The sequence below is a fragment of the Steroidobacter sp. genome (assembly GCF_036402275.1).
Taxonomy (GTDB): Bacteria; Pseudomonadota; Gammaproteobacteria; order Steroidobacterales; family Steroidobacteraceae; genus Steroidobacter.
The window spans coordinates 63378-87467 of the sequence record NZ_DASWTF010000053.1; the positions used below are offsets into that span (position 1 = coordinate 63378).

Consider the following 24090-nt stretch of genomic DNA (forward strand, 5'->3'; position numbering starts at 1 on the left):
TTGTCAGACATGAAACCCGGCTCGCGTCGAAGCCCGGTAAATTCAGGCTATGACAACGTTGCAATGAGGAGTTGCAAACTGCCGCGGACTGGATCATCTTATGGCGAAGAATGATAGCGTTATCAGGTGGGGGACCGATCGTGTCGTACAGGATGGAACGACTCAACAAGCACCGCGAATTGACAGCGATGTCAGGACTGGTCGTCGTCGTCTCCTGCCCTACCTCTTATCAGGGCCCATATCGGGGCCCATGCAATCGTGCCGATATTTTCCGGTCGACCGACGCGTTCGGTCGACCCGCAGCCAGCTGTCGCTTCCGCGCCAGTCCTCATCGCAGCCACTGAGGACAGGCATCGTGGGCGCAGCTACATACGGCGATGGTAGCGGTATCGGCCGCGCTCGCCCGCGTAGAACTTTGGAGCAGCTTTTAGCAGTGCATTGATCGACGTCCGCTAATCAGGGGGAATCGTGATGATGAGACAGAACAGGCTCGCGGTAGCTATTGCCGCGGCGCTGGCCTCGGTTGCGCCTTTGCAAGGGGCAAACGCTCAAGCCGCCGCCGCAGAGCAATCCTCCACCACGCCAGGACAGGCCGAACTGGAAGAAGTGGTGGTGACCGGCATGAGGGCCAGCTTGGAATCGGCCATGGACATCAAGCGCGACGCCATCGGCGTGGTCGACGCCATCAGCGCCGAAGACATCGGTAAGTTTCCAGACAGCAACCTTTCCGAATCGTTACAACGCATCACCGGCATTTCCATCGATCGCCGCAACGGTGAAGGCGCGCTGGTGACCGCGCGCGGCTTCGGCGCTCAATACAACATGGTGACCCTGAACGGTCGCACCATGCCGGCCGCGGATGCTTATGGCGGTGGCGGATCGGGCGACGGCGGCATCGCCGGCCAGACCCGCGCGTTCAACTTCGCGAACCTCGCGAGCGAAAGCATCAGCGCCATCGAGGTCTACAAGACCGGCCGCGCGGACATCACCACCGGCGGCATCGGCGCCACGCTGAACGTCAAGACCGCTCGTCCGCTGGACGGCAACGGCGAGCCTGTCGTGAACGTCGGCGTCAAGGCAGTCAACGACACGACCAATCGCACCGGCGACGATTTCACGCCGGAAGTCTCTGGCATCTTCAGCTGGGCCAACGACGACAAGAACTTCGGCGTCGGCCTGTCCGCAAGCTATCAGAAGCGCGACAGCGGCTCCTCCAGCTCGACCGTCAACGATTGGAACATTCGTCGGTGGACGCCTGGCGCACAGACCACCCAGTTCGCGGACAACGCCACCATCATCAATGCGCCGGCGGTCGGCTCGCTGTATGCGATCCCGAATGACATTCGATATCACTTCTCGGATCGAGAACGCGAGCGCACCAATGCGCAGCTGACGATGCAGTTCGCTCCTACCGATACGCTGACCCTGACCGCCGACTACACCTATGCGGAGATGGAGCTGATCGAAGACCGCGGCGACCAGACGCTGTGGATGAACGCGAACCGCTACCACTTCGTGGAATTCGACACCGGCCGCGCGGTGGCGACTCCGATGGTGCTGGCCGAAGACGAAGGCGTCACCAAGGATTTCGGCTTCGAGCAACAGCATCGCGAGCAGACCAACGAGCTGAATTCCATTGGCTTCAACGCCGAGTGGCAGGTCACCGACCGCTTCTCGCTGGCTCTGGACGTGCACGATTCCAAGGCCGAGAGCTTGCCGAGCGATCCGGTCACGGGTGGCGGCGAAACGCTGTTCAGCTTCGCGGCGCGCGTGCCCAGCACGTGCGATGCAGTGAACGAAAACCTTTGCACCAATCGTTTCCTGCAAACGTTCTATTTCAATGACGGCCTGCCGCGGGCGACGCGAACGTTGTTTACCGCGCCGACGACTGGAATCCCGGCCTCCGGCGGCGATCCGAACTTTGCTTTCACGCCGGATCACCTGGGCAGCCAGTACCTGCGTATCAACTATCAGGAACAGGTCAGCGACATCACCCAGGCGCGCCTCGACGGCAAGCTGGAGTTCAACGACGACAATCGCGTGCAGTTCGGCATCGAGACGCGCGCGATGGAGTCGCGTCAGCGCGCTTCGAACGCGCAGATGACTCTGGGCGACTGGGGCGTCTCCTCCCCCGGCGAATTGCCGCGGGATCTGCTGCAGCCGTTCAGCCTGATCAACCAGTTCGAGGATTTCAGCGCGCCAGGCGTGCCGGCTTCCGGCTGGAAAGGCGATGCGAACGCGCTCGCGCAGTGGGCGGTCGCAAACTACGGCACCTGGCGTGACGCGACCAACACCAACGGCGTGTTGTCCTATAACCCGGCCTTCGATCAGAACCACACCGTGTCCGAAGACACCGTGGCCGCCTACTTCCAGTACGGCTTGCGTACCGAACTGTTCTCCAGACCTACCAACGTGCTGCTGGGCCTGCGATATGAGAAGACGGATGTCGAAGCGGTCTCCAACCAACTCCTGCCTCGCGGCCTGATCTGGCAGGACAACAACGACTTCTCGGAATGGCAGGGGATCACCAACGTGACCCTGGAGGAGGAGACCGACTACGATCACTTCCTGCCCAACTTCGACATCGACATGGAGGTCGTGGAGAACGTCAAAGCGCGCTTCTCCTACAGCAAGACCATTGCTCGGGCGCAATACAATCAGCTGCGCGCGGCCATCGATGTCGGCGGCTCGCAGGGTTCGACCATCAACGGCCAGTTCCCCACCGCCAACGAGTCGAATACGGACCTGGAGCCGCTGGAGTCGAATAACTACGATCTGTCCGTGGAATGGTATTTCGCCGACGCCAGCTATCTGTCCGCCGGCTACTTCCGCAAGGACGTGAAGAACTTCATCGGCCAGGAAGTGAACCAGAGGGGCCTGTTCGGCATCACCGATCAGACGAGCGGCCCGCGCGCGCAGGCGGCCCTCGCCGCATTACAGGCGGGCGGCTGGCGCACGGACGACACGAATCTGTTCGTGATGATGGCGATGATGGAGCATCCGGATGAGGAGTTCGTGCACAACGGCGTGACCTGGAGAGGCGGCGCCGAGAACTTCAACCAGACCGAGGCCCAGCACCTGGCCTTCGCCACCCAGTACGACCTGTTGCCGACCCCGGAGGACCCCGAGTACCAGTTCAACGTCACGCGCCCGATCAACAACGCAGACGCGACCATCGACGGCTGGGAGCTCGGCGGTCAGCACTTCTTCGGCAGCACCGGGTTCGGCATCCAGGCCAACTACACCTTCGTGAACGGCGACGTAGGCTTCAACGACGCCGGCGACCCGAACATCAACCAGTTCGCGCTGCTGGGTCTGAGCGACTCGGCCAACGTGATCCTGATGTACGAGAACTACGGCTTCCAGGTGCGTCTCGCCTACAACTGGCGCGATGAGTTCCTGCAGAACACCAACCGCGGCAATTTCCGCAACCCCGAGTACGTGGAGGAGTACTACCAGGTCGATTTGAGCGTGGGCTACGACGTGAACGAGAACCTGTCGCTATCGCTGGAAGGCATCAACCTCACGGAAGAGGACGTGCGATGGCACGGGCGCTCGGTCATGCAACCCTGGTATGTTGAGGACCAGGGAGCGCGCTACGCTTTCGGAGCGCGTTACAAGTTCTAGCGGCATCTACAACGATCCCCGGGTACAGGGACGTACCCCGCCGACGCAGGCGGCGGGCGAGCAGCAAAAGTCACGCCTTTTGCTGCTCGCCCGAGGGTCGTGGCAGGATGCCCGATCCCGAGGTGAAAAATTGGCACGGCACGTGATGCTCAACAACATCGCCCACAAGGATTTGCGGGTGATCACTCGCCATGGCGCCGAATTCGGCGACAACGTCGGCACCGTACTCACCTTCCCCACCGAGTACGGCGACGTGCAACGCGAGTATCCGATTTTCTTCCGCAAGGACGCGCAAACCGGGGAGTTTCAATCCATCGCCCTGCTCGGCTTCCAGCAGGACGAAAACCTGTTCCTCGACGAGCACGGCTGGAATGCCGCCTACATCCCCGGCATCGTGGCCCGCGGACCGTTCCTGATCGGCTTTCAAAACCAAGACATAGACGGCGAGTTGCGCAGGGAACCCGTCATCCACGTCGATCTCGACAGTCCGCGGATCAGCCACACCGAAGGCGAGCCCGTGTTTCTTCCTCAAGGCGGCAACAGCCGTTATCTGGATCGCATCGGAACCATCCTGCAGGGCATCCATCAAGGGCTCGCGCTCAGCAAGGCCATGTTCGACGCCTTCACCGCGGCGAGCTTGATCGAGCCGGTGAACGTGGAAATCAAATTCAGCAACGAGGAGCAGTTCAATCTGCGCGGGCTGTACACCATCAGCGAGGAACGGCTGCGCGGACTCGACGGCGACACGCTGTACAAATTGAACAGCGCGGGCTTTTTACAAGGCGCCTTCCTCGTGATCGCCTCGCTAAACAACGTGAAAAAGCTCATCGACATGAAACATCGGCGGCGACGCCAGCACGCGGAGGTGGCAGCGGCATCATGACCGGCGTAACCAAGCGAACGCGCGAGCTCGAGGGCTACACCGTCGAGACCTTGCCGCTTCCGGAGCTGCTGGCGGGCGACGAGCCGGTCGTCCTCAAAGGCTTGGTTTCACAATGGCCGCTGGTGCAAGCCGGTTTGCGCTCGCGGCACGAGGCGATGAATTACCTGCGATCGTTCTATAACGGCAAGACGGTCGGCACGTCGCGGGGCGATCCGCACATCAAAGGTCGGCTGTTCTACAACGCCGACTATACGCAGCTGAATTTCCTCAGCCAGCGCGCGCCGCTCGATCACGTGCTGATGGACATCGAAAAGCACATCGAGGACGACCGCCCGCCGACCAACTACATCGGCTCCACCACCATCGACGCTTGTCTGCCGGGCTTTCGCCGCGACAACGATGTGCCGTTCGCCAGCCACGGCTTCGAGCCGCTCGCGAGCATCTGGATCGGCAATCGCACCATTGCGTCCTGTCATTACGACGCACCCAACAACCTCGCCTGCGTCGCCGTCGGCCAGCGACGCTTCACGATGTTTCCACCGGAGCAGATCGTCAATCTCTATCCGGGCCCGCTGGAGCCGACGCCCGGCGGTCAGGCCGTGAGCCTGGTGGATTTCTCGAACCCCGACTTCGAGCGCTTCCCGCGCTTTCGGGAAGCTCTCGCCGCCGGGCAAGTCGCGGAAGTCGAACCGGGCGACGCCGTTTTCATCCCGAGCTTGTGGTGGCATCACGTCGAGGCGTTGAGCCCGTTCAACACCTTGATCAACTATTGGTGGAGCACGTCGCCGAAGTTCATTCCCTCGCCGATGAACGCGTTGTATCACGCGCTTTGGACGTTGCGGGATCGTCCCGAGCGCGAGAAGCGCGCGTGGAAAGAAATATTCGAGTACTACGTGTTCGGTCCCGCCGACCGCGCCGGCGAGCATCTGCCCGAACAGGCGCGCGGCGCACTCGGGCCGATCGATGACAGCAGCGCACGCCGCATCCGCGCGATGCTGCTCAACAATTTGAATCGTTGATCCGCGGAGCAAGAATGAGCCCCACGCCCGTCAAGAGAGTCGTCATCGCCGGCGGCGGCACCGCCGGTTGGATCGCCGCCGCCGCCCTCGCCAAACAGCTCGGCCCGTTACTCGATATCACATTGGTCGAATCGGAGGAAATCGGCACGATCGGCGTGGGCGAGTCGACGGTGCCGCCCATCCGCGTGTTTCATCAACTGCTCGGCATCGACGAGCAGGAGTTCATGCGCAGTGTCTCTGCCTCGTTCAAGCTCGGCATCTGGTTCGAGAACTGGGGCCAGATCGGCGATCGTTACATCCACCCCTTCGGCCGGCATGGCAAACCCACGTGGCTGTGCGAGTTTCATCACTTCTGGCTGCACGGCCTGCGCCACGGGCTGAATTCGGAGCTCGGCGAATACTGCGTCGAATGGCTCGCGGCGAAGCAAGGCCGCTTCGGCACGTCGCCCCAATCCGATATCAATTACGCCTATCACGTCGACGCGACTGCCTACGCGCGCTTCCTGCGGCGCTTCGCCGAGAATCTTGGGGTCAAGCGCGTCGAAGGCAAGATCAAATCCGTCCAGCAGCACGCCACGACGGGTTTCGTCGAATCGCTCACGCTGGAGTCGGAGCGAGTCGTCCCCGGCGATCTGTTCATCGATTGCACCGGCTTCCGAGCCCTGCTGATCGAGCAGACGCTGCACACCGGTTTCGAAGATTGGTCGCACTGGCTGCCTTGTGACAGCGCGGTCGCCGTGCAGACCGAAATCACTGGCGCGCCCAATCCATACACCGTTGCTATCGCTCACGAGGCCGGCTGGCGCTGGTTGATTCCACTGCAACATCGCATGGGCAACGGCTTCGTGTTTTGCAGCCGCTATCTGTCCGATGACGACGCAAAACAGAAGCTCATGCAGGCGGTCAGCGGCAATCCCGTGCGGCCGCCGTTCGTACTGAAGTTCAAACCGGGGCGCCGGCGTCAGACCTGGAACAAGAACGTCGTGGCCATGGGGCTGGCCAGCGGCTTCGTCGAGCCTCTGGAGTCCACCGCCATCCACGTGATCATCACAGGCGTGACGCGGCTGATGCAGATGTTTCCTTTCAACGGCGTGCACCAGACGTTCATCGATCAATTCAACGACGAGTCGCGGGTCGAGATGGAGAAGATCCGCGACTTCATCATCCTGCACTATCACACCACCGAGCGGGACGACTCGCCGTTCTGGAGCTACTGCAGGAACATGGACATCCCGGCGTCGCTGTCCCGGCGCATCGAAATGTTCAAGGAAGGCGGCCACGCCTTCCAAGCCGACGGGGAACTGTTCCGCGTGGACTCATGGGTGCAGGTGCTGCTCGGTCAAGGCATCGTTCCCAAGCACTACCACCCCTCACCGCGCGGCATGCAGGAGCAGGATCTCGCGCGGGCTCTCAACAGCATGAAGGCCAGCGTCGCCCAGACGGTCGCCAAGCTTCCTCGGCATCAGGACTTCATCAACAGCTACTGCCGGACGACGGCGTAACCTTTAGCGCGGCTGCCGGGGTTGGTGCAAAATAGCGGCTTCCAACGAAGCCGTGTGCGCCCCAATGCCCGTCAAATCCGCCAAATCCAAGTCGCCTGCGAGCAAGAGCCGCCCCGCCCCCGAGCGTGACGTTGCGCCGGCCAAGGTCGTGAAGATCGGCAAGCGGCTCGAAGCGGTCGCCCGCGAGATCAAGGACGCCGACGAGTTCGTCGAGCACGTGGCTGGCCTCGCAAAGCGCTATCGTCGGGAGCAGGCACTTCGGGTGGGCGATGCTCAGGCTGAGCTGCGGCAGTCGCTGCGTACCTTCCAGAAGCACGCCAGCGCTCTCGCCGAGTGGCTGCAACAGGCCAACAGCGGCAAAGCGAATGCGATCGAGCGCAAGGCGTTCGATGCGCTGGGCACCAAGCTCTTCGGCTCTCCGGTGCTCGCCCGCCCGCAGAGCACCCAAACGCTCGACTGGCTCACCCGCGCCGCACAGGCGGCAGACGAAACAATTGGCGAAATGAAGCAAGGCGGTCCGGAGGACGCGCTTCGAATCGCTGCCGAGGGTCTGCGCGCAACGTTCGAGCACCACAAGCTGAAACTCGCCACCGGCAGCGACAAGAAGCCCGGCGACGCTGTGCGCCTGCTGTGTGCCATCGCTCGCGAAGCCGGCGAAACCATCGAACCGCCCGCCGCCAAAGCAGCGCTGCGCGATGGCCATCGTCCTGCTGCGGCAGCCTAAGTCGCGTCGTGGAAGATCACCCCGAGCGTGTGCCGCCGCCCTGATCGCAGGCGGCTCACGCCGTGGCGCATGTTCACTCGATAGATCCCTCGCGTTCCTTGCGCCGGCCGATGATGGACGGCGAATACCACCGCATCCCCCTGCTCCAGCGGCACCACCTCCGCCCGCGACTGCATTCGCGGCCGCTGCTCCGTCAGTACGAATTCTCCGCCTGTGAAATCACGGCCGGGTTGCGATAGCAGGACCGCTGTCTGTAACGGAAACACCTGCTCGCCGTACAGATCCTGATGGAGGCAGTTGTAATCGCCGGCTTCGTACTGAAGCAGCAGCGGCGTTGGCCTCAGCTGACCGGCTTCATGGCATCGCTGGATGAATTCCTTGTGCGTGTCCGGAAACCGCACGTCGCTTTTCATAAGCTCGTTCCATCGATTCGCGATGGGCGCAAGGTGCGGATACAGCGAGGTCCGCAGCGACGCCACCAACTCGGGCAGAGGATATTTGAAGTACTGATACTCGCCCTGCCCAAAGCCATGCCGCTTCATGACGACCCGGCTCCGAAACCGATCCTCATCCGCGTACAAGCCGACCAGCTCTGCGCACTGCTCGGGCTCGATCAAACCCCGGATGATGGCGTGGCCTTGCACACCCAACTCGTCGGAAATGCGCTGCCAATCGAGCGCGCCGATCCGATCAGAACTCTTCTTCGACACCGATACACCCCAACCAAAACGATGTGGTTAGGGTAAGCAGACTCCAGAGCGCTGACACTCCGGGTCTTGCGAGACTCAGAAGTTTTACAATGGAAAGACAAACGCAGCCTCAACTCACCAAACGACGTGTCGGCACGTCGCTGAGGTGGGGTACCTTCTTCCGGCAGCGTCGAAAAAGAGGGAACCTTTTCGTCACAGTGCGCCCAGGGACGGGACCCAGCGGCACGCGCGATAGCGCGGGCAAGGGGGAGCACGGTGCCGGAAGGAGGTACCCCACCTCGGCGGCGTGCGAGAGCCGACGCCTCTTGGCTTGTCAGGCCGAGTGAACCAAGCGCAGCTGGGGGTGCGTCCGAGTGATTCGGCTCAGGGACTCGACCGACTCCGGGGTCGCGATGTAGATGCCCTGCGCGTATTCCACGCCGATGTCGGCGAGGCATTTGAGGACCTCGGCGCTTTCGACGCGTTCGGCGATGGTTTTCAGGCCCATGGCGCGACCGATCTGGGTGATGGCTTCGACCATGCTGCGGTCGACGTGGTCGGTGGTGACGTTCTGGATGAACGAGCCGTCGATCTTCAGGAAATCGACGGGCAGGTTCTTCAAGTACATGAACGACGACAAGCCGCTGCCGAAGTCATCCAGCGAGAACAAACATCCTCGCGTGCGGAACTCGCGCATGAAGTGGACGACATTGGCGAGGTTGTAGATGGCCGCCGTCTCGGTGATTTCGAAACAGACCGCGCCCGGACTCAAATCGTAGGCCTGCAGCTCATTGATCAGGAACTCCAGGAACCGATCGTCGTTCAACGACGTGCCCGAGAGATTGATGGACAACGTGTAACCCAATCTCGGATCACCGTCGCCGCGATAGTGTGCGAGTGCGCCGAGGGCCTGGCTCACGACCCAACGATCGATCATCGGCATCACGTTGTAGCGCTCCGCCGCCGGAATGAACTCCGCCGGCTGCACCAGCTCGCCCTGCTCGTTACGCATGCGAAGGAGCAATTCGTAATGCCCGCGCGTATCGCGCGTAGCTCCGATGGGAACGATCGGCTGGTAATAAAGCTCGAGCCGATTCTCCTCGCAGGCTCGCGTCAGTCTCGACACCCACTGCATCTCGCGATGCCGCTCCGGCGCCGAGCTGTATTGATACATATGAACGCGATTGCGCCCCGAATCCTTGGCCGCATAACAGGCCACGTCGGCCGCCGCCATCACGCTCGCGATGCTCTCGCTGGCGCTATTGATCTCGACGATGCCGATGCTGACGCCGACGTTCATCGCGCCATCCTGCCACTCGAAGCGATACTCACGAATCGCCTGTCGCAAACTGTCGGCGATCTTGGCCGCGCGATCGGCCGTGCAATCCTGCAGCAGCACGCCAAACTCATCGCCACCCAAACGCGCGATCGTATCGCTCGTCCGGATGCGCGTCTGAAGCAGCCCCGTGATCTGCTTCAGCAGACGATCGCCCGCCTGATGCCCGCACGTGTCGTTCACGAGCTTGAACTGATCCAGGTCCAGATACATCAGCGCGTGCGTCGTGCCCTCGTCCGAGCGCGCCGTCAGCAGCGCTTCAGTCAAACGATTCTCGAACTCGCGTCGGTTGATGAGGCCCGTCAACGCATCGTGGCTGGCCTGATAGGCAAGCGCGCGTCGCAGACGACGTTCCTTGCTCACGTCATGGAACACCATGACCGCGCCGATGATCTTTCCAGAACGATCGCGAATCGGCGCCGCCGAATCCTGAATGGCGATCTCCTGACCGCGGCGATTCACCAGCACGGTGTGATCGGCCACCGCGATCACCCGCCCCTCGCGCAACGCTCGCGTCACTGGATCGTCCAGCCGCTCGCGCGTCGCTTCATTCAGGATATTGAAAACTTCGTGCAGCTTCTTGCCGCGCGCTTCGCTCGATTCCCAGCCGGTGAGATTCTCGGCCACGGGATTCAACGTTTCGATGCAACCGTTGGCATCGGTGGTAATGACGCCGTCACCGATGGACTGCAATGTGACCTGCGCTTTTTCCTTTTCCTCGAAGACCGCAGTCTCGGCGCGCTTGCGCTCGCTGATATCCGAGATCGTGCCCTCGTAGCCGATCATCTGCCCGTGTTTGTCTCGAACGGCGCGTGCGCTCTCGATCACCGTGAGGATGGTGCCGTCCACGCGTCGCATCTGGAACTCGGCATTGCGAACCTCGCCATCCTTCTCAATGGCGGCGATGATGGCCGCACGCTCGGCGGGATCGTGATACATGCTGGCGGGCGGGAGCGCCAAGAGTTCCGTCGGCGTCGAATAGCCAATCATTCGCGCCAACGCCGGATTCACGGACACGAAGCGACCATCGTAGGTGGAGCTGTACACGCCTTCCATCACGTTATCGAACAACCGACGATAGCGGGCCTCGCTATCGCGCAAGGCGTTCTCGGCGAAGCGTCGCTCGATCGCGATGCCGGCGAGCTGCGTCATGCGCGCCATCAACTCGAAATCCCGACGCAACGGACTCTTCGGCGTGCGGAAGTACAACGCCAACGTGCCTAAGATGCGGCCGTCGGATGAATGAATCAGTGTGGACCAGCAGCTGCGCAGTCCCGCGGCGAGCACGGCATCGCGCGTGTTCTCCCACAGCGCATCGCGAGCGATATCCGCCACGATCACCTGCCGCTGCAGATACACCGCCGCCGCGCACGAGCCGTTACGAGCAGCGACCGCGATGCCCTCCATCGCCTGCGCGTAGACCGCCGGCAACCGCGGGCCCGAGCACAACGTCAAATGTTTGCCTTCGTCATCGAGCATGCGGATCGCGCAGACGCAATCCGGTGCGACACGCTCGACCACATCGGTGATGGCCTGCAACGTTATGCGCAGATCGACGTTCGCCGCGAGGCGCTCGAACACGCGACGCTCGCCGGCAGCGAGCAACTCGGAGCGCTTACGTTCGGTGATGTCCGTGATGCTGCCGCGAACGAGCCGCTGGCCGTGAGACTGCAATCGCACCCAACGAACTTCACAAGGAATGTCGTTACCGAAGCTGTCCCGGAACACCCATTCGAGCACGGGCGCCTCGCCCGCCAGCGTGCGATCGAACTGAGTGCGATTGGCGTGCGAGGACAGCGAGCCATCCGGCTGATGCGGCGGACACAGGGTGTCCGGGCTGCTCTTGAGCAGAGACTCGCGATCCATCTTGAAAAAACGAACCGCGTTTTCGTTCACATCGACCAGGCGATTCTCGTCGAGGTCGACCACGACGATGATTTCCGGCGCATGCTCGACGAGCGTGCGATAGCGCGCCTCGCTGTCTTTTAGAGCAGCCTCGGCCATCTTTCGATCGCTGGTATCGCGCAGACAGACGACGAACACGTCGCGTCGATTCATGCGCGTCTTGCTGACCGCGATCTCGGCGGAGAACTGGGTGCCGTCGCTGCGCTGGCCGAGCGTCTCGTGCGGAGCCAGATCGACTTGCGTGTCGTCGAGCCGCGCGGCGAGTTGCTCCAATTCGGCGGTGATGGATTGTTTTGCCGTGACCTGCGGCAGCAGGAAGCTCAAGGGTCGACCGATCGCGTCAGCTTCGGCGTGACCGAACACGCGCTGACCGGTGGCGTTGATCGAGGCGATGTGGCCGGCGTCGTCGACAGTCATGATCACGTCCTTCACGTGATCGAGCACCGCCTGCAGCTGGCTCGCCGTGCTCTCCCGCAACTCGCGAGTGAGCTGCGTGGCCTCATCGGACATGAGCTGCATGGAACGCACGATGCCACGGCGTTCCTCGTCGGTTTTCGTATAACAATTGCCGACCGCGGCAAGCAGCTTGCCGAGGTCCAGCTCACCGCCGGATTGCGTCGCTTCCCTGATCTGCTGTTCTAGCAGTCGATGCATGTCGTCTTCCCGACGGGCACGGCGCGCGGTCAGCGCCGATATCGTCCCCACTCTGAGTTGTGAAGCAAATTACCGAGCATCGTAAGGTGTTGACGCTCAAGGAGGTGTGAAACAGCTCCCGGATTTATGTGAAAGCAAGGTAAACGACTAACGCAGAATTGCCGTTATGTCTGAGATTGCAGACAGCATTGCTGCCTTGCGGGCGGGTCCGGCATTGCACCGGACCGCCCGTTCGAATCGGCAAAAATTATTCGTCGGCGTCTTCCGAGGACGACTTGTAACCCGCCCGCTTACGGTCGTTTTCCTTCAGCAAACGCTTGCGAATGCGAATGTTCGACGGCGTCACTTCGACCAGCTCGTCGTCGGCGATGAATTCCATCGCCTGTTCCAACGTGTAGCGGATCGGCGGGACGAGGATGATGTTCTCGTCGCGGCCGGCGGCGCGCATGTTGGTGAGCTTCTTGGCCTTGAGCGGGTTCACGACCAGGTCGTTGTCGCGGCTGTGAATGCCGATGATCTGGCCTTCGTACACTTCGTCGCCGTGCGAGCTCATGAGTTTGCCGCGCTCTTGCAGGCTGAACAGCGCATAGGCGAGCGCCTTGCCCTGGCCGTTGGAGATCAGCACGCCGTTCTGGCGCTGGCCCACTTCCTTGTCCAGCACCGGACCGAAGTGATCGAAGATGTGATGCATCAGGCCGAGGCCCGAGGTCATGGTGCGGAACTCGGTCTGGAAGCCGATGAGACCGCGCGAAGGGATCTTGTAATCCAGACGCACGCGACCCTTGCCGTCCGGGACCATGTTGGTGAGCTGGCCGCCGCGCTCGCCGAGCGCCTGCATGACGGCGCCTTGTGAGCCTTCGTCCAGATCCACGGCCAAGGTTTCCCACGGCTCGCACATCACGCCATCGATTTCTTTCTGCACGACGCGGGGACGGGAAACCGCGAGCTCGTAGCCTTCGCGACGCATGTTTTCGAGCAACACGCCGAGGTGCAACTCGCCGCGGCCATAGACCTGGAATTTATCCGGATCGTTGGTGTCTTCCACGCGCAGCGCCACGTTATGGCGCACTTCACGCTGCAGACGTTCGCGAATCTGACGGCTGGTCACGAACTTGCCTTCGCGACCGCAGAACGGCGACGTATTCACTTCGAACGTCATGCTGATGGTCGGCTCATCGACGACCAGCGCCGGCAGCGCCTCGGGCTTGGCCGGATCGCAGACGGTATCGGAGATCTGCGGGTGCTCGATGCCGGCGAAGGCGACGATGTCGCCCGCGCTCGCCTCGTCCACTTCGACGCGATCCAGGCCCAGGAAGCCCAACACCTGCATGATGCGCTCGTTGCGCACCTTGCCGTCCTTGTCGACGACCGCGACCGGACTGTTCTTGCGGATCTTGCCGCGCTTGATCCGGCCGATGCCGATCGCGCCGACGTAGCTCGAATAATCGAGCTGGCTGACCTGCAGCTGCAGCGGACCCTGTTCGTTCACATCGGGCGGCGGGCAGTGCTTGACGATGGCTTCATAGAGCGCCGTCATGTCCGTGCCCATCTGGTCCGGCGCGTTGCCGGCGATGCCGCGCAACGCCGAGGCGTACACGACCGGGAAGTCGAGCTGCGATTCGGACGCGCCGAGCTTGTCGAACAGATCGAATGTTTGATCCAGCACCCAGCTCGGACGCGCCTCGTCGCGGTCGATCTTGTTGATCACGACGATGGGGTGCAGACCGTGCGAGAACGCCTTCTGCGTGACGAAGCGGGTCTGCGGCATCGGGCCGTCGACGGCGTCGACCAGCAGCAGCACCGAGTCGACCATCGACAGCACACGCTCCACCTCGCCGCCGAAGTCGGCGTGGCCCGGGGTGTCGACGATGTTGATGCGGTAGTCGCGCCAGCGGATCGCGGTGTTCTTGGCGAGAATGGTGATGCCACGCTCTTTTTCCAGCGCGTTGGAATCCATCACGCGCTCGGGCACGGCCTTGCGTGCATCGAGCGTACCCGATTGGGTCAGGAGCTTATCGACCAGGGTGGTCTTGCCATGATCGACGTGGGCGATGATGGCGATGTTACGAAGCTGTGAAGTGGACACGCGGGGACCGGTGGGGGGTGGGAGGGGCAAAAGAGCCGCGCATTGTAGAGGGACGGCGCAGTTCCGGCCACCTTCCGACTCGATTATTTGTGTGAATCCCGCCGCCTGGGCGGCCCCTACGCGATAACCGGAAGGCGTCTGCCTACGAAACCTGCGCTTTCTGTAAAGCTCCTGACACATCAGGGGCTTGGAGCCGATCCGGGGCGCACCAAGTCAGCGCAGATGGGCCGAGCGCTGGAACTCCGCGGGTGTTCGTCCGTAGGCCTGTCGGAAGGCCGCCGTGAAATGGCTGTGGCTGGAGAAGCCCAGTTCCAGGCCGAGCGACGAAAGATCGTCATAGGTGGCCAGCAGGTCGAGTGCGCGGGCGAGGCGCAACCGCAGTTGATATCTGTACAGAGGCACGCCTTCGACCTGCGCGAAGGTCTGTGTCAGATACACCGGTGACACGCCCACCTCCCCTGCGATGTCCACGAGCGTCCAACGTCGCGAAAGCTCCGAGGACAGCACCAGCTTGGCCCGATCTACGAGCTTCAGCCGACCGTGAGTCGCGCGCGTCAAATGTGAGGTCCGCTCGCCCAAGGCGCGCCGGATGAGCGTCAACGTCAGCGTCTCCGCTTCCAGCGGCTCGATCGATTTATTCGAGAGGCTGTGGCGCAATTGGGCCGCGAGCACCTGCGTCCGCGGATCGATGTTCATGCGCTGCCTGCGAAACATCACGGCCTCGCCTTCCTGGAAATGCTCTCGGGACACCAATTCCAGAAGCAAATCGTCGCGCACCCAGATCGACAGGCACGCATCGCCACCACGCAGCGGATGACTGATGCGATAACTTTCCGATCGGTTGAAGAACAGCACCTGATTGGCTTCGGCGACCGCATCGCTGCGGCCGAGGTGCCGCACATAGACGCCGCGATAGGGAAACACGAGATAGGTCGAGCCCGGACATTCCTCCGGGCTTTTGTGACGACAGCCGCCGTCGCAGTGGACGTTGCGAATCGCCACGGCCTGCGTGGTCAGCAAATCGTCGATGGCGAGCTCGGTCATGGCGCGTGTGCGGTCCGTTCGGAAACGAAGCCGAAGCTCAGACTCGAAAAAGTGGTTTCGAAGTCTACCTCGGCGGAGGCCGCCGCGGGTTTGGTCCACACGACATTGAGCAGCCAGGCTCCCCTGCCCCGCGCCGAAAAGCTGGCTCGGCCGGATGAATCCGTCCGACGCATCTCCACCGGCGCAGCGTCGTGTTCGAGCTGCGTGAGCTTGACGAGTGCGCCTGCCAGGGGCTGGCCTTCGAAGAAGACGCGCACGGGCAGCTCACCTGCCAGCGGCTCCGCATAAGGGCTGCGTTCCGGAACGATTTCCAAAGGTAATCCGAGCGGAGTCGTGACGTGGGCCTGGCGATTCATCTCCACGGCGCCCACCTGCACGATGGCCTTGCTCACACGGCGATAGCTTTCGGCCGCTTGCGATGACATCTGGCCAGTGCGCTCGCGCTGCTCGAGAGCACCCGTCAGCCCCTCCGCTCTCGCGTATTCATTGAAACGGTGCGCCGGCAACGCGCTGCGTCCGCGATCGTCCGTTTGCAGAACCACCAGGTAGGTGCCTGGCACGCTGAAGTGCAAATGACCGTCATCCTGCAGGCCACGCAAACGCAAGCTCGCTCGCATGTCTTCCATTGTTCCGTCGGGCGCGACCGCGAACAAACTCGCGATGCGATTCGAGCGAATCTGCGAGCGTTGCCGCTCCGAGCCGTGTCCGACTTGCAGCGTGATCGGGATCGCGGCGTCCGGCTGCGACCAGTATTGCTGTGGCTGGATCCAGAAATCATGCGCGGCCGCCGGCAAGGCACAGCCCATCGCCATCAGGAGCGCGAAAACCTTGTGCTTGTTCATGGCGCCGCCAGGAAGGGAAATTCACTGGAGGAGTGCTGACGTTCGTCGCGGTCGACGCCATCGTCGATGCCCTTCGCCTTGCCCATCGACAACAGCGACCGATACACATCGATGGCGTCGTCGTTTGGAGTTCTGCCGCCGCAGAAGATCATCATGGAATCATCATGCGCCACGGCCGCAAGCTCGACCGAGAAGAACTCGCCGCACAGCGACGCTTCGCTGTTGATCCACAGCCGGTCGTCAGCGAGCAAAGTGGCGAGTGCGCGATAGCGCGACGGCGACTGGGTCTTCCCATCGGCGAGCAGTTGATCGCCACAATGACCGTCGAACCCATCGTAGATGGCCAATGTTTTCTGCATCTCCGGAATGAACTCGGCGCCAGTCGCAGGCGTCGCGCTGTTATAGCGCTCCTTCAGCCGATCGCTCACCTCCTCGTCCGAGAACGAGCCCAGCAACGCATTGCCAGTCAGCGGACGACCCATGCGGTCGATCTGCGTTTGGCCGCGAGCGGTAGTCGCCCATACTGCAAGCATGGTTCCGCCTTTGTTGACGGCCTGCAGATCCACGGACACCACCAATGACGCTGGCGTCCAGCCGGCCAGAAAGTTTTTCGCCGGACCACCGTCGGTGTGACGCCACTTCTCCAGAATCGAGGCGACCTCCGAAGCGCCGAACGCGGGACATCCTGCGGCATCGACGGCGGAGCCGCTGATCATCGCCGCGGCCGCGACACCATAAGCGTCTCGCGTGCCCTTCACGTTGTTATAAAAGGGATCGTCGCGGAGCCCGGCGAAAACACGGAAGCGTTTGTCGCGACTCTCGAGACCCTTGGCGTTGCTGGCATCGCCCTTGGCGACGTCGATGTCACCCGCTTTGCAATCGACCGCTTGGGATTTATCCACCCGGCACACGATCGAAGTCGTGGCCACGGTCTGCCCGAAGCGCTTGCCGCTGTCGATGTGAAATGTGTATTCGAGCTGATCCGAGAAAGTGTGTCCGACCAGCGTCATCGCCAGGTGGAGCCTGCGACCGTCGTACGAGGTCCAGGCAAACAGGTCGCCGATGTCGGCGCGCGGATCTGCGATCACGCTGGGCGTGTCGAGATGATCTGCTGCGAACGTGGGATGGGTGGCGACCAGGATGGTTGCCGTCAACATCGCGGGCCGAAAGCTTCGGCCGCGATCTGTGAATTTCTGCATCATGCGTTACGTGTCCATCGTGTGTGACGATGGACGTAACGTTATGCGGGGATCCCCTCGCGGGCTGTCGAAATCTTTAGCGACTTGGAACAGCGGGTCGCCATCGAGGGCTGCTTCCCAATTATTTCTTCGGCTCGCTGTTCTCTTCCGCCTGCATCGACTCGATCGGCTCGCCCTTGTCATCTGTCGCGGGCGCGGCCTTCTGCTGTGCGACCGGCTGACCGACCACGAACGGAATAGAGAAGGTGCGACCCAAGCTCGAACCGGCGATCTGCGTGTTCACCGAGACGGTAATGTAGTACACGCCGGTGCGATCCGGCAGCACCGACAGCTTGTGGCGATACGCCTTGCCCGATTCAACCGAGTTGAAGCTCGCGGTCTGCGGACCGGCCAGGGTGATGCCGTCCATGCCGCTCAGGGTCGCTTCCAGCGAATCGACGCCGGCGCTCGGAATGAACGCCACGTCGAGCTCGGTGGGCGTGCCGATCGCGGGCTTGCCGCTGAACTCGTAGCGGATCGTCACCGCCGCGCCCGGCTTGCCATCGCCCACCGCTTTGGCGAACGATTTGGTTTCGTCCTCGGAGGTCTTCGCGACCACGGGCTTGGTTTGCGCCGGCGCCGGAGCAGGCGCCGCGGCGGCGGGCTCGGGCTCGGAACTGCAGGCCCCCAGCAACGCCAGAGTGGCCATCGGAACACAAAGCAGCAACTGCCGGAGTGAAAGCTTCATCCTGATCATGCCTCTATTATGACGCGCTTCGGGTGGTGACCCGCTATAGCCTCGTTACCTGCTCAATTGGTGCCGCTGATGCTCAGCGACATGCAACGAGGCGTCGTGACGCTCTGCCTCGGATCGATCACTTCCCAGGCGTACACCTCGAGCACGTACGTGCCGGCGGCCAGTTGCACCTGCGAAATCACTTCCGAGCCGGGGGCGCTGCTCTGGCCGATGGGCTCGTCGTCGACATTCGTGCCGAAATCCAGCACCTGCCCGCCCGAATGAACCAGGATGTCCGGATCGGCCGCCGCCTGCGAGCCCGACACGCCGGCCGAGGCGACCCCGTTCGCCGTGATCGTGACCAATCCCGACGTGTTCTTCACGAAACGCAGGAAGCGACGATTGCCGAGCTTGTTGCCGTCGATGTTGCCGCTGGCGTCGGAGGTGCTGCACAGGCCCGTGACCGGCGTTCCCACCGCAACGTTGGTGTAAACCGCCGTGAAGCCGGGGTCGGCGCCGTCGTTGTCCTCGCCCGCGCCGAACTCGTCGTTGCCGTTGATGTCCTCGTTGTTCAACAACGTGCCGATGCCGCCGGAGGAGCCGATCGCTTCGGCGAACGAGAAAATGCTGGTCAGCGCCGGCGTGTCGACCTGCTCGTCGGTCATCACTTGATAGATCGGCGCGAAGCCCAACCCAACGCTGTCGCCCGACTCGGCGGGCGTGTTGGTATCGAAAATGTCCCAAAGGATTTCGCCCACCGAGGCTTCCGAATACCAGCCGTCGTTGGCCGAGTCGGCCTCCAGATTGAAGCCGAAGTCCCGAGAGATGCCCTCGAACGAATCCCGATACTGCGGGTCACCCAGCGACATGGCGCCGAACGCGTTGCCCCAGCCTTCGCCGAAGGCGACGCGCAGATCGAGCTGATCGCCGCCGCCGTGCTCGCCGCCGATGGAATCTGAGCGGCTGAAACGATCCTCGAAGTAGTGGCCGAACTCGTGCGCGATCACGTGCGCGTCGAACTCGTCGGTGTCGCCGTCACCGCCCTGGAAATCGCCCAGGATGTAAATGCCGGCAGGCAACACCGAGGGTTGAGCGCAGTTATCGGTGGTGGTGTTGCTCGGGTCGCGGAAATAGAACGACGTGCCGATGTCGCCAGTGTCCGGACAGAACCCGTCGACCGTGGTTCGGTTGCTGGTGCTCCAATACAGATTCAGCGGTTCGAAACTCGCAGTGGAGTCCGCGCCGAGAATCATCTGCTTGGCGCGATAGACCGTATCGAGAATCGCGAACGGAGCCGCTGCCCGAGTGCCGGTGTAGCTGCTGCCGCTGAAGCCCGTAGTCGCGCGCAGATCGCGCGTCACATTGGCGGTGCCGCTATTGAAGCTGGCGCCGTCCAGCACGTACTCCGCATCGGAATTGGCGTTGTTACGAACGACGAAAGTCCATGTCGGCGCGCTACCCGACTTCTCCATGCGCGCTCGCGCACGAATGAACATGTTGGTGTTCGCCGCCACGGTGAGAGAGTAATTACCGTTGGCGTCCGTCGTCGTGGTGGCAAGCGCGTTGCTGCCGGACACGGCCTGAACCACCACTTCACGGGCCGGCATCTCGACCGGAGCGTTCCCAGCCAAACCGCCGGTGGATTGGAACATCAGTCGATCGAACGTGATCCGGCCGCTCACCGTGACGTTGCCGCTGCCGGGCGGAGGGTTGCCCCCGGGAGGAGGGTTGCCTCCAGGAGGAGGATCGCCGCCGCCGAGCGAGCCGCCACCGCCGCCACCGCAAGCGGCAAGCACCGTGAAGCCGGCCATGGCAATGAACAAGCGAGCGAAACGGGAGAATTCCTGCGGCATTTGTTCAGTACTCGAGCGCCCCACCCAGGGCGAATGTTTGCGTTGCTTCGATGTCCGTACCGGCGACTAGGTCAGTGTCCTTTAAACACACGCGCTGCCGATTGGCGCGGCACGCTATCACAGCGGCTACCGCGCAAAAAGTCGATGCGGTCGCATTCCCGATTGACGCCGCGTTGCGCCTGTGGCGGAAAACGCGGCATTCAGTATGCGTTCAGCGCAGCTCCAAAGGACCTTCCCCGATCGCGGCCAACTGTTCGCGTAACGACAGCACCTGGTTTTCCCAGTAGCGCGGCTCGACGAACCATGGGAATGCTGCCGGAAACGCCGGATCGGCCCAGCGGCGCGCCAGCCACGCCGAATAATGAATCATGCGCAGCGTGCGCAGGCTTTCCACCAGCGCCAGCTCGCGATAGTCGAAATCGGCGAATTGCGAATAGCCTTCCAGCAATTGTGACAACTGCTCGGCCATGTCGCGCCGGCTCCCCGACAGCAACATCCACAGGTCCTGAATCGCCGGGCCCGTCACGCAGTCGTCGAGATCGACGAAGTGCGGTCCCTCGTCGGTCCAAAGCACGTTGCCGCGGTGGCAATCGCCATGCAGGCGCAGCTCGGCCACGCCGCGCGCGCTGTCGAAAGTTTCGCGGATCGCATCGATCAGATCGCGCGTCAGCGACTCGTAAGCGGCCTCGAGATGCGCCGGGATCCAGCCCTCGGCGAGCAGAAACTCACGCGACTGTTCGCCCATGCGACCGATGTCGATGCGTTCGCGATAACGGAATCGCTGCCGGCGGCCGATCATATGAATGCGTCCGAGAAAGCGGCCCATCCACTCCCGCTCGGTGGCCGAGCCGAGCTCGGGCCAGCGACCGCCGCGACGCTCGAACAAGGCGAAGCGAAAGCCTTCGTATTCGAACAACGTGCGCCCGTCGCGCACCAGCGGCGGCACCACCGGGACTTCGGCCGCCGCGAGCTCCAGCGCAAAGCCGTGCTCCTCGTGGATGGCCGCATCGCTCCAGCGGCCGGGCCGATAGAACTTCACGATCAGCGGCGCGCCCTGCTCCATGCCGACCTGATACACGCGGTTCTCGTAACTGCTCAGGGCAAGAATGCGCCGATCGGAATCGCGGCCCAGCGATTCCACGGCGGCAATGATCACGTCGGGAGTCAAGCGGTCGTACGGATGGGGATCAGGGCGCGTCATCGATTTGGGCATGGACAATGAAAACTGGAACTGGCAACTGCTAATGGTGACCGGCGGGAACGATCCGCGTCTATCGCTGATTGTGTCGGCGGCGCCTGTCTGGATGCAGCGACGTGACGACGGCTTGCCCGTGGATGAACTACTCTGCGGACCGCAGCTGCTAGAATCGGGCGCAGCAATCTTTTCAACGGACCAGATCACAAACTATGACCATCCTCGTCACCGGCGGCGCCGGCTATATCGGCAGTCACGTTGTTCGGCAGCTCGGCGAGCGCCAGGAAAAGGTGGTGGTGCTGGACAATCTGTCCACCGGCTTCCGCTCGGCGGTGTTGCACGGTGAGCTGGTGGTCGGCGACACGGGCGATCGCGAGCTGGTGAGTCGCCTGCTCCGCGAGCATCGCATCGACACGGTGATGCACTTCGCCGCGAACACCATCGTTCCTGAATCGGTGTCGAACCCGCTCAAGTACTACAGCAACAACACCTGTTCGACCCGCAACCTGTTGCAGGGCTGCCAGGAAGCCGGCGTCAAACATTTCGTGTTCTCCTCCACCGCCGCGGTGTATGGCGTTCCCGAAGGCGGCGTGGCCGCCGAGGACAGCCCGACTCAGCCCATCAATCCGTATGGCACCTCGAAGTTGATGAGCGAGTGGATGCTGCGCGACCTCGCCGCCGCGAGCTCATTGCGCTACGTGGTGCTGCGTTACTTCAACGTCGCCGGTTGCGACCCGGGTCAGCGCATCGGTCAGTCGACTCTGAAAGCCACCCTGCTCACCAAGGTGGCGGCCGAGACGGCGGTGGGCAAACGTCCGCACATCTCGATTTTCGGCACCGACTATCCGACGCCCGACGGCACCGGTGTGCGCGATTACATCCACGTCGAAGATCTGGCGAGCGCGCATTTGAAGGCGCTCGACTACCTGCGCGCCAACGGCGTGTCGGTCACGTTGAACTGTGGTTACGGGCATGGTTACAGCGTGCGCGAGCTGATCTCGACCGTGAACCGCGTGAACGGCCAGCCGCTGAAGACGATCGAAGAACCCCGGCGCGCGGGCGATCCGCCCTCGCTCGTCGCCAAAGCCCAGCGCGTCCGCGAATTGCTGGGCTGGGTTCCGCAGCATGACGACCTCGAAGCCATCGTCCGCTCGCAGCTGGCGTGGGAGCGCCGCCTGCAGCAGGAACCCGGGTTGCAAAAGAACTAACCGTCCCAGGCCCCGCCAAGGACGGCACTGAATCCAGCATGAGACCGACTCGCAGTGGGTGCGTGAGGTTGTCCCTGGCTGCCCCGGCAGGCCAGCGCCCTTTAGAAGCTACGAGCGCGCAATGCAGCCACTCCGAGCGCTAGAATCCGCCCCCATGCGTTTGCCTCGCCCGAGCTCTCTGAACAGCCTGATGCTGACCGGTTTCGCGCTGGTTTCCATCCCGCTGCTGCTGGGCGTGGTGATTGCCGCAACCAAGGTCCGCAATCTTTCCGAAGAAAGCGCGACCCTGGTTCGCAGCGGCGTGCAGACCACGCATTACACCCAGCAGCTGTTTCAGCAGATCGCGCCCATCGAGCGCAGCGCCAAGCTCTATCAGGTGCTGAACGATCCCGGCCTGCTCGATGTCTATAGCGACAGCCGCGAGCGGCTGCTGGCGACGCTGGAAAGCATCGAAACGGTCGCCGTCGATCCGGAGCATGGCGCGCAGCTGCGAGCGCTGCGCAGCTCGCTGCGGCGGATCGACGCCGCCCTGCTCTCGCCCGCGCCGGCCTCGCCGGAAGTGATTCGCGACGCGGTCGAGGCCATCCAGCCCATGTGGCAGGCGGCATTCGCGCTGTCGGCGGTGACCGGCGAACAGGTCGAGACCGGATTGTCACGTCTGCAGCAATCGACGGCCGACACGCAGAAATATCTGTTCTGGCAGTCCTCGGTGCTGATCCTGCTCACGGCGATCCTGGTGGCGGTGTTTACGTTTCTGCTGATGCGGCCGATCCGGCAGATCGACATGGCGATCAGCCAGCTCGGCAAGGGCACGTTCTCGCGCTCGATCGCGGTGCGCGGCCCCACCGACCTGGTGAACCTGGGCCGGCAGCTCGAATGGCTGCGTGTGCGGCTGCTGGAGCTGGCGCAGGAGCGCAATCGATTCCTGCGACATATGTCGCATGAGTTGAAGACGCCGCTTGCCAGTATTCGCGAAGGCACGGAACTGCTGATGGACGGCGCGGTCGGTGAACTGGACAGCGCGCAGCGCGAGGTGACCACGATTCTGCGCGACAACGGCATCAAGCTGCAGCAGCTGATCGAGAACCTGCTGGAGTTCAGCGCCTGGCAGGCGCGGCACTCGGGCCTCGAGATCTCCGAGTTCCGGCTGCGGCCGCTGATCAAGTCGGCGCTGGAAACGCATCAGCTGACTTTGCTGGCGCAGCGGGTGCACCTGGATTTGAAAGTACAAGACATCGAGCTGCACGCCGACCGCGCCAAGCTCAAGTTGATTCTGGATAACCTGCTGTCGAACGCGCTCAAATACAGCCCCCGGGGCGGGACCATCTTCATTCATGCCAAAGCCGATAAGGATCACCTGGTGCTCGATGTCGCCGATACCGGCCCAGGCATCTCCAAGGACGAGCGCGAAGCGATCTTCGATGCGTTTTATTCCGGCCGTGCGCCGGTCTCCGGTCATCTCAAAGGCACGGGCATCGGCCTGTCGGTGGTCTCCGAATTCGTGCAGGCCCACGGCGGCTCGATCGAGATCCTCGACGGCATGTTTCCGGGCGCTCACTTCCGCCTGCGGCTGCCTCTGGCGCCCGCGCTCGAAAACGAGCCGGCATAG

16 protein-coding genes are annotated in these 24090 nt (G+C 62.6%); 7 read left to right on the forward strand and 9 right to left on the reverse strand.

Annotated elements, in window-relative coordinates:
• Window positions 1-471 precede the first annotated feature (471 nt).
• From VGD45_RS32120 to VGD45_RS32140, 5 genes are all read left to right on the forward strand, one after another.
• Window positions 472-3627: a TonB-dependent receptor gene (locus VGD45_RS32120; protein WP_331159505.1), complete on the forward strand. Its 3156-nt coding sequence runs from the start codon at window positions 472-474 to the stop codon at window positions 3625-3627.
• Between the two features lie 130 nt (window positions 3628-3757).
• Window positions 3758-4510, forward strand: a complete 753-nt coding sequence (locus VGD45_RS32125; RefSeq protein ID WP_331159506.1) for a SapC family protein — start codon at window positions 3758-3760, stop codon at window positions 4508-4510.
• Window positions 4507-5529 (forward strand): cupin-like domain-containing protein, encoded by a 1023-nt coding sequence (locus tag VGD45_RS32130; RefSeq protein ID WP_331159507.1) that lies wholly within the window; start codon window positions 4507-4509, stop codon window positions 5527-5529. The genes VGD45_RS32125 and VGD45_RS32130 overlap by 4 nt, the downstream gene beginning before the upstream one ends.
• Before the next feature lie 14 nt (window positions 5530-5543).
• Window positions 5544-7031: a tryptophan halogenase family protein gene (locus VGD45_RS32135; protein ID WP_331159508.1), complete on the forward strand. Its 1488-nt coding sequence runs from the start codon at window positions 5544-5546 to the stop codon at window positions 7029-7031.
• A 64-nt stretch (window positions 7032-7095) separates the two neighbouring features.
• Window positions 7096-7755, forward strand: a complete 660-nt coding sequence (locus VGD45_RS32140) for a hypothetical protein (RefSeq protein ID WP_331159509.1) — start codon at window positions 7096-7098, stop codon at window positions 7753-7755.
• Here the strand turns inward: VGD45_RS32140 and VGD45_RS32145 are convergent.
• The 9 genes from VGD45_RS32145 to VGD45_RS32185 form a co-directional block, all read right to left on the reverse strand.
• Window positions 7752-8465: a 2OG-Fe(II) oxygenase gene (locus VGD45_RS32145; RefSeq protein ID WP_331159510.1), complete on the reverse strand. Its 714-nt coding sequence runs from the start codon at window positions 8463-8465 to the stop codon at window positions 7752-7754. The two genes, VGD45_RS32140 and VGD45_RS32145, sit on opposite strands and share 4 nt — an antisense overlap.
• A 313-nt stretch (window positions 8466-8778) precedes the next feature.
• On the reverse strand, window positions 8779-12339 hold the full coding sequence (locus VGD45_RS32150) for a PAS domain S-box protein (protein WP_331159511.1): 3561 nt from the start codon (window positions 12337-12339) through the stop codon (window positions 8779-8781).
• 247 nt (window positions 12340-12586) lie between these two features.
• On the reverse strand, window positions 12587-14425 hold the full coding sequence (gene typA, locus VGD45_RS32155) for a translational GTPase TypA (RefSeq protein WP_331159512.1): 1839 nt from the start codon (window positions 14423-14425) through the stop codon (window positions 12587-12589).
• 213 nt (window positions 14426-14638) lie between these two features.
• Window positions 14639-15469 carry an AraC family transcriptional regulator gene (locus VGD45_RS32160; RefSeq protein ID WP_331159513.1) on the reverse strand — a complete coding sequence of 277 codons (831 nt, stop codon included), beginning with the start codon at window positions 15467-15469 and terminating at the stop codon, window positions 14639-14641.
• On the reverse strand, window positions 15466-16311 hold the full coding sequence (locus VGD45_RS32165) for a DUF4198 domain-containing protein (RefSeq protein WP_331159514.1): 846 nt from the start codon (window positions 16309-16311) through the stop codon (window positions 15466-15468). The genes VGD45_RS32160 and VGD45_RS32165 overlap by 4 nt, the downstream gene beginning before the upstream one ends.
• A complete protein-coding gene (locus tag VGD45_RS32170) occupies window positions 16308-17513 on the reverse strand; it encodes a DUF4331 family protein (RefSeq protein WP_331159515.1) in 1206 nt (401 codons plus the stop codon). Before VGD45_RS32170 ends, VGD45_RS32165 begins: the two co-directional genes overlap by 4 nt.
• Window positions 17514-17631: 118 nt before the next feature.
• Window positions 17632-18237, reverse strand: coding sequence for a hypothetical protein (locus VGD45_RS32175; RefSeq protein WP_331159516.1), 606 nt, complete (start codon window positions 18235-18237; stop codon window positions 17632-17634).
• Between the two features lie 62 nt (window positions 18238-18299).
• On the reverse strand, window positions 18300-20078 hold the full coding sequence (locus tag VGD45_RS32180) for a hypothetical protein (RefSeq protein ID WP_331159517.1): 1779 nt from the start codon (window positions 20076-20078) through the stop codon (window positions 18300-18302).
• A 211-nt stretch (window positions 20079-20289) separates the two neighbouring features.
• Window positions 20290-21279 (reverse strand): serine/threonine protein kinase, encoded by a 990-nt coding sequence (locus tag VGD45_RS32185; RefSeq protein ID WP_331159518.1) that lies wholly within the window; start codon window positions 21277-21279, stop codon window positions 20290-20292.
• A 206-nt stretch (window positions 21280-21485) separates the two neighbouring features.
• Between VGD45_RS32185 and galE the strand changes: the two genes are divergently transcribed.
• A complete protein-coding gene (galE, locus tag VGD45_RS32190; RefSeq protein ID WP_331159519.1) occupies window positions 21486-22481 on the forward strand; it encodes a UDP-glucose 4-epimerase GalE in 996 nt (331 codons plus the stop codon).
• 154 nt (window positions 22482-22635) lie between these two features.
• Window positions 22636-24090 carry a HAMP domain-containing sensor histidine kinase gene (locus tag VGD45_RS32195; protein WP_331159520.1) on the forward strand — a complete coding sequence of 485 codons (1455 nt, stop codon included), beginning with the start codon at window positions 22636-22638 and terminating at the stop codon, window positions 24088-24090.

What these genes read in the sequence shown, in the direction of transcription:
- VGD45_RS32180 (WP_331159517.1), bottom strand. Translation starts at nt 20,078, where the DNA reads ATGCCGCAGGAATTCTCCCGTTTCGCTCGCTTGTTCATTGCCATGGCC.
- VGD45_RS32150 (WP_331159511.1), bottom strand. Translation starts at nt 12,339, where the DNA reads ATGCATCGACTGCTAGAACAGCAGATCAGGGAAGCGACGCAATCCGGC.
- VGD45_RS32185 (WP_331159518.1), bottom strand. Translation starts at nt 21,279, where the DNA reads ATGACGCGCCCTGATCCCCATCCGTACGACCGCTTGACTCCCGACGTG.
- VGD45_RS32175 (WP_331159516.1), bottom strand. Translation starts at nt 18,237, where the DNA reads ATGAAGCTTTCACTCCGGCAGTTGCTGCTTTGTGTTCCGATGGCCACT.
- VGD45_RS32160 (WP_331159513.1), bottom strand. Translation starts at nt 15,469, where the DNA reads ATGACCGAGCTCGCCATCGACGATTTGCTGACCACGCAGGCCGTGGCG.
- VGD45_RS32120 (WP_331159505.1), top strand. Translation starts at nt 472, where the DNA reads ATGATGAGACAGAACAGGCTCGCGGTAGCTATTGCCGCGGCGCTGGCC.
- VGD45_RS32135 (WP_331159508.1), top strand. Translation starts at nt 5,544, where the DNA reads ATGAGCCCCACGCCCGTCAAGAGAGTCGTCATCGCCGGCGGCGGCACC.
- VGD45_RS32130 (WP_331159507.1), top strand. Translation starts at nt 4,507, where the DNA reads ATGACCGGCGTAACCAAGCGAACGCGCGAGCTCGAGGGCTACACCGTC.
- VGD45_RS32140 (WP_331159509.1), top strand. Translation starts at nt 7,096, where the DNA reads ATGCCCGTCAAATCCGCCAAATCCAAGTCGCCTGCGAGCAAGAGCCGC.
- VGD45_RS32195 (WP_331159520.1), top strand. Translation starts at nt 22,636, where the DNA reads ATGCGTTTGCCTCGCCCGAGCTCTCTGAACAGCCTGATGCTGACCGGT.
- VGD45_RS32170 (WP_331159515.1), bottom strand. Translation starts at nt 17,513, where the DNA reads ATGATGCAGAAATTCACAGATCGCGGCCGAAGCTTTCGGCCCGCGATG.
- VGD45_RS32165 (WP_331159514.1), bottom strand. Translation starts at nt 16,311, where the DNA reads ATGAACAAGCACAAGGTTTTCGCGCTCCTGATGGCGATGGGCTGTGCC.
- galE (WP_331159519.1), top strand. Translation starts at nt 21,486, where the DNA reads ATGACCATCCTCGTCACCGGCGGCGCCGGCTATATCGGCAGTCACGTT.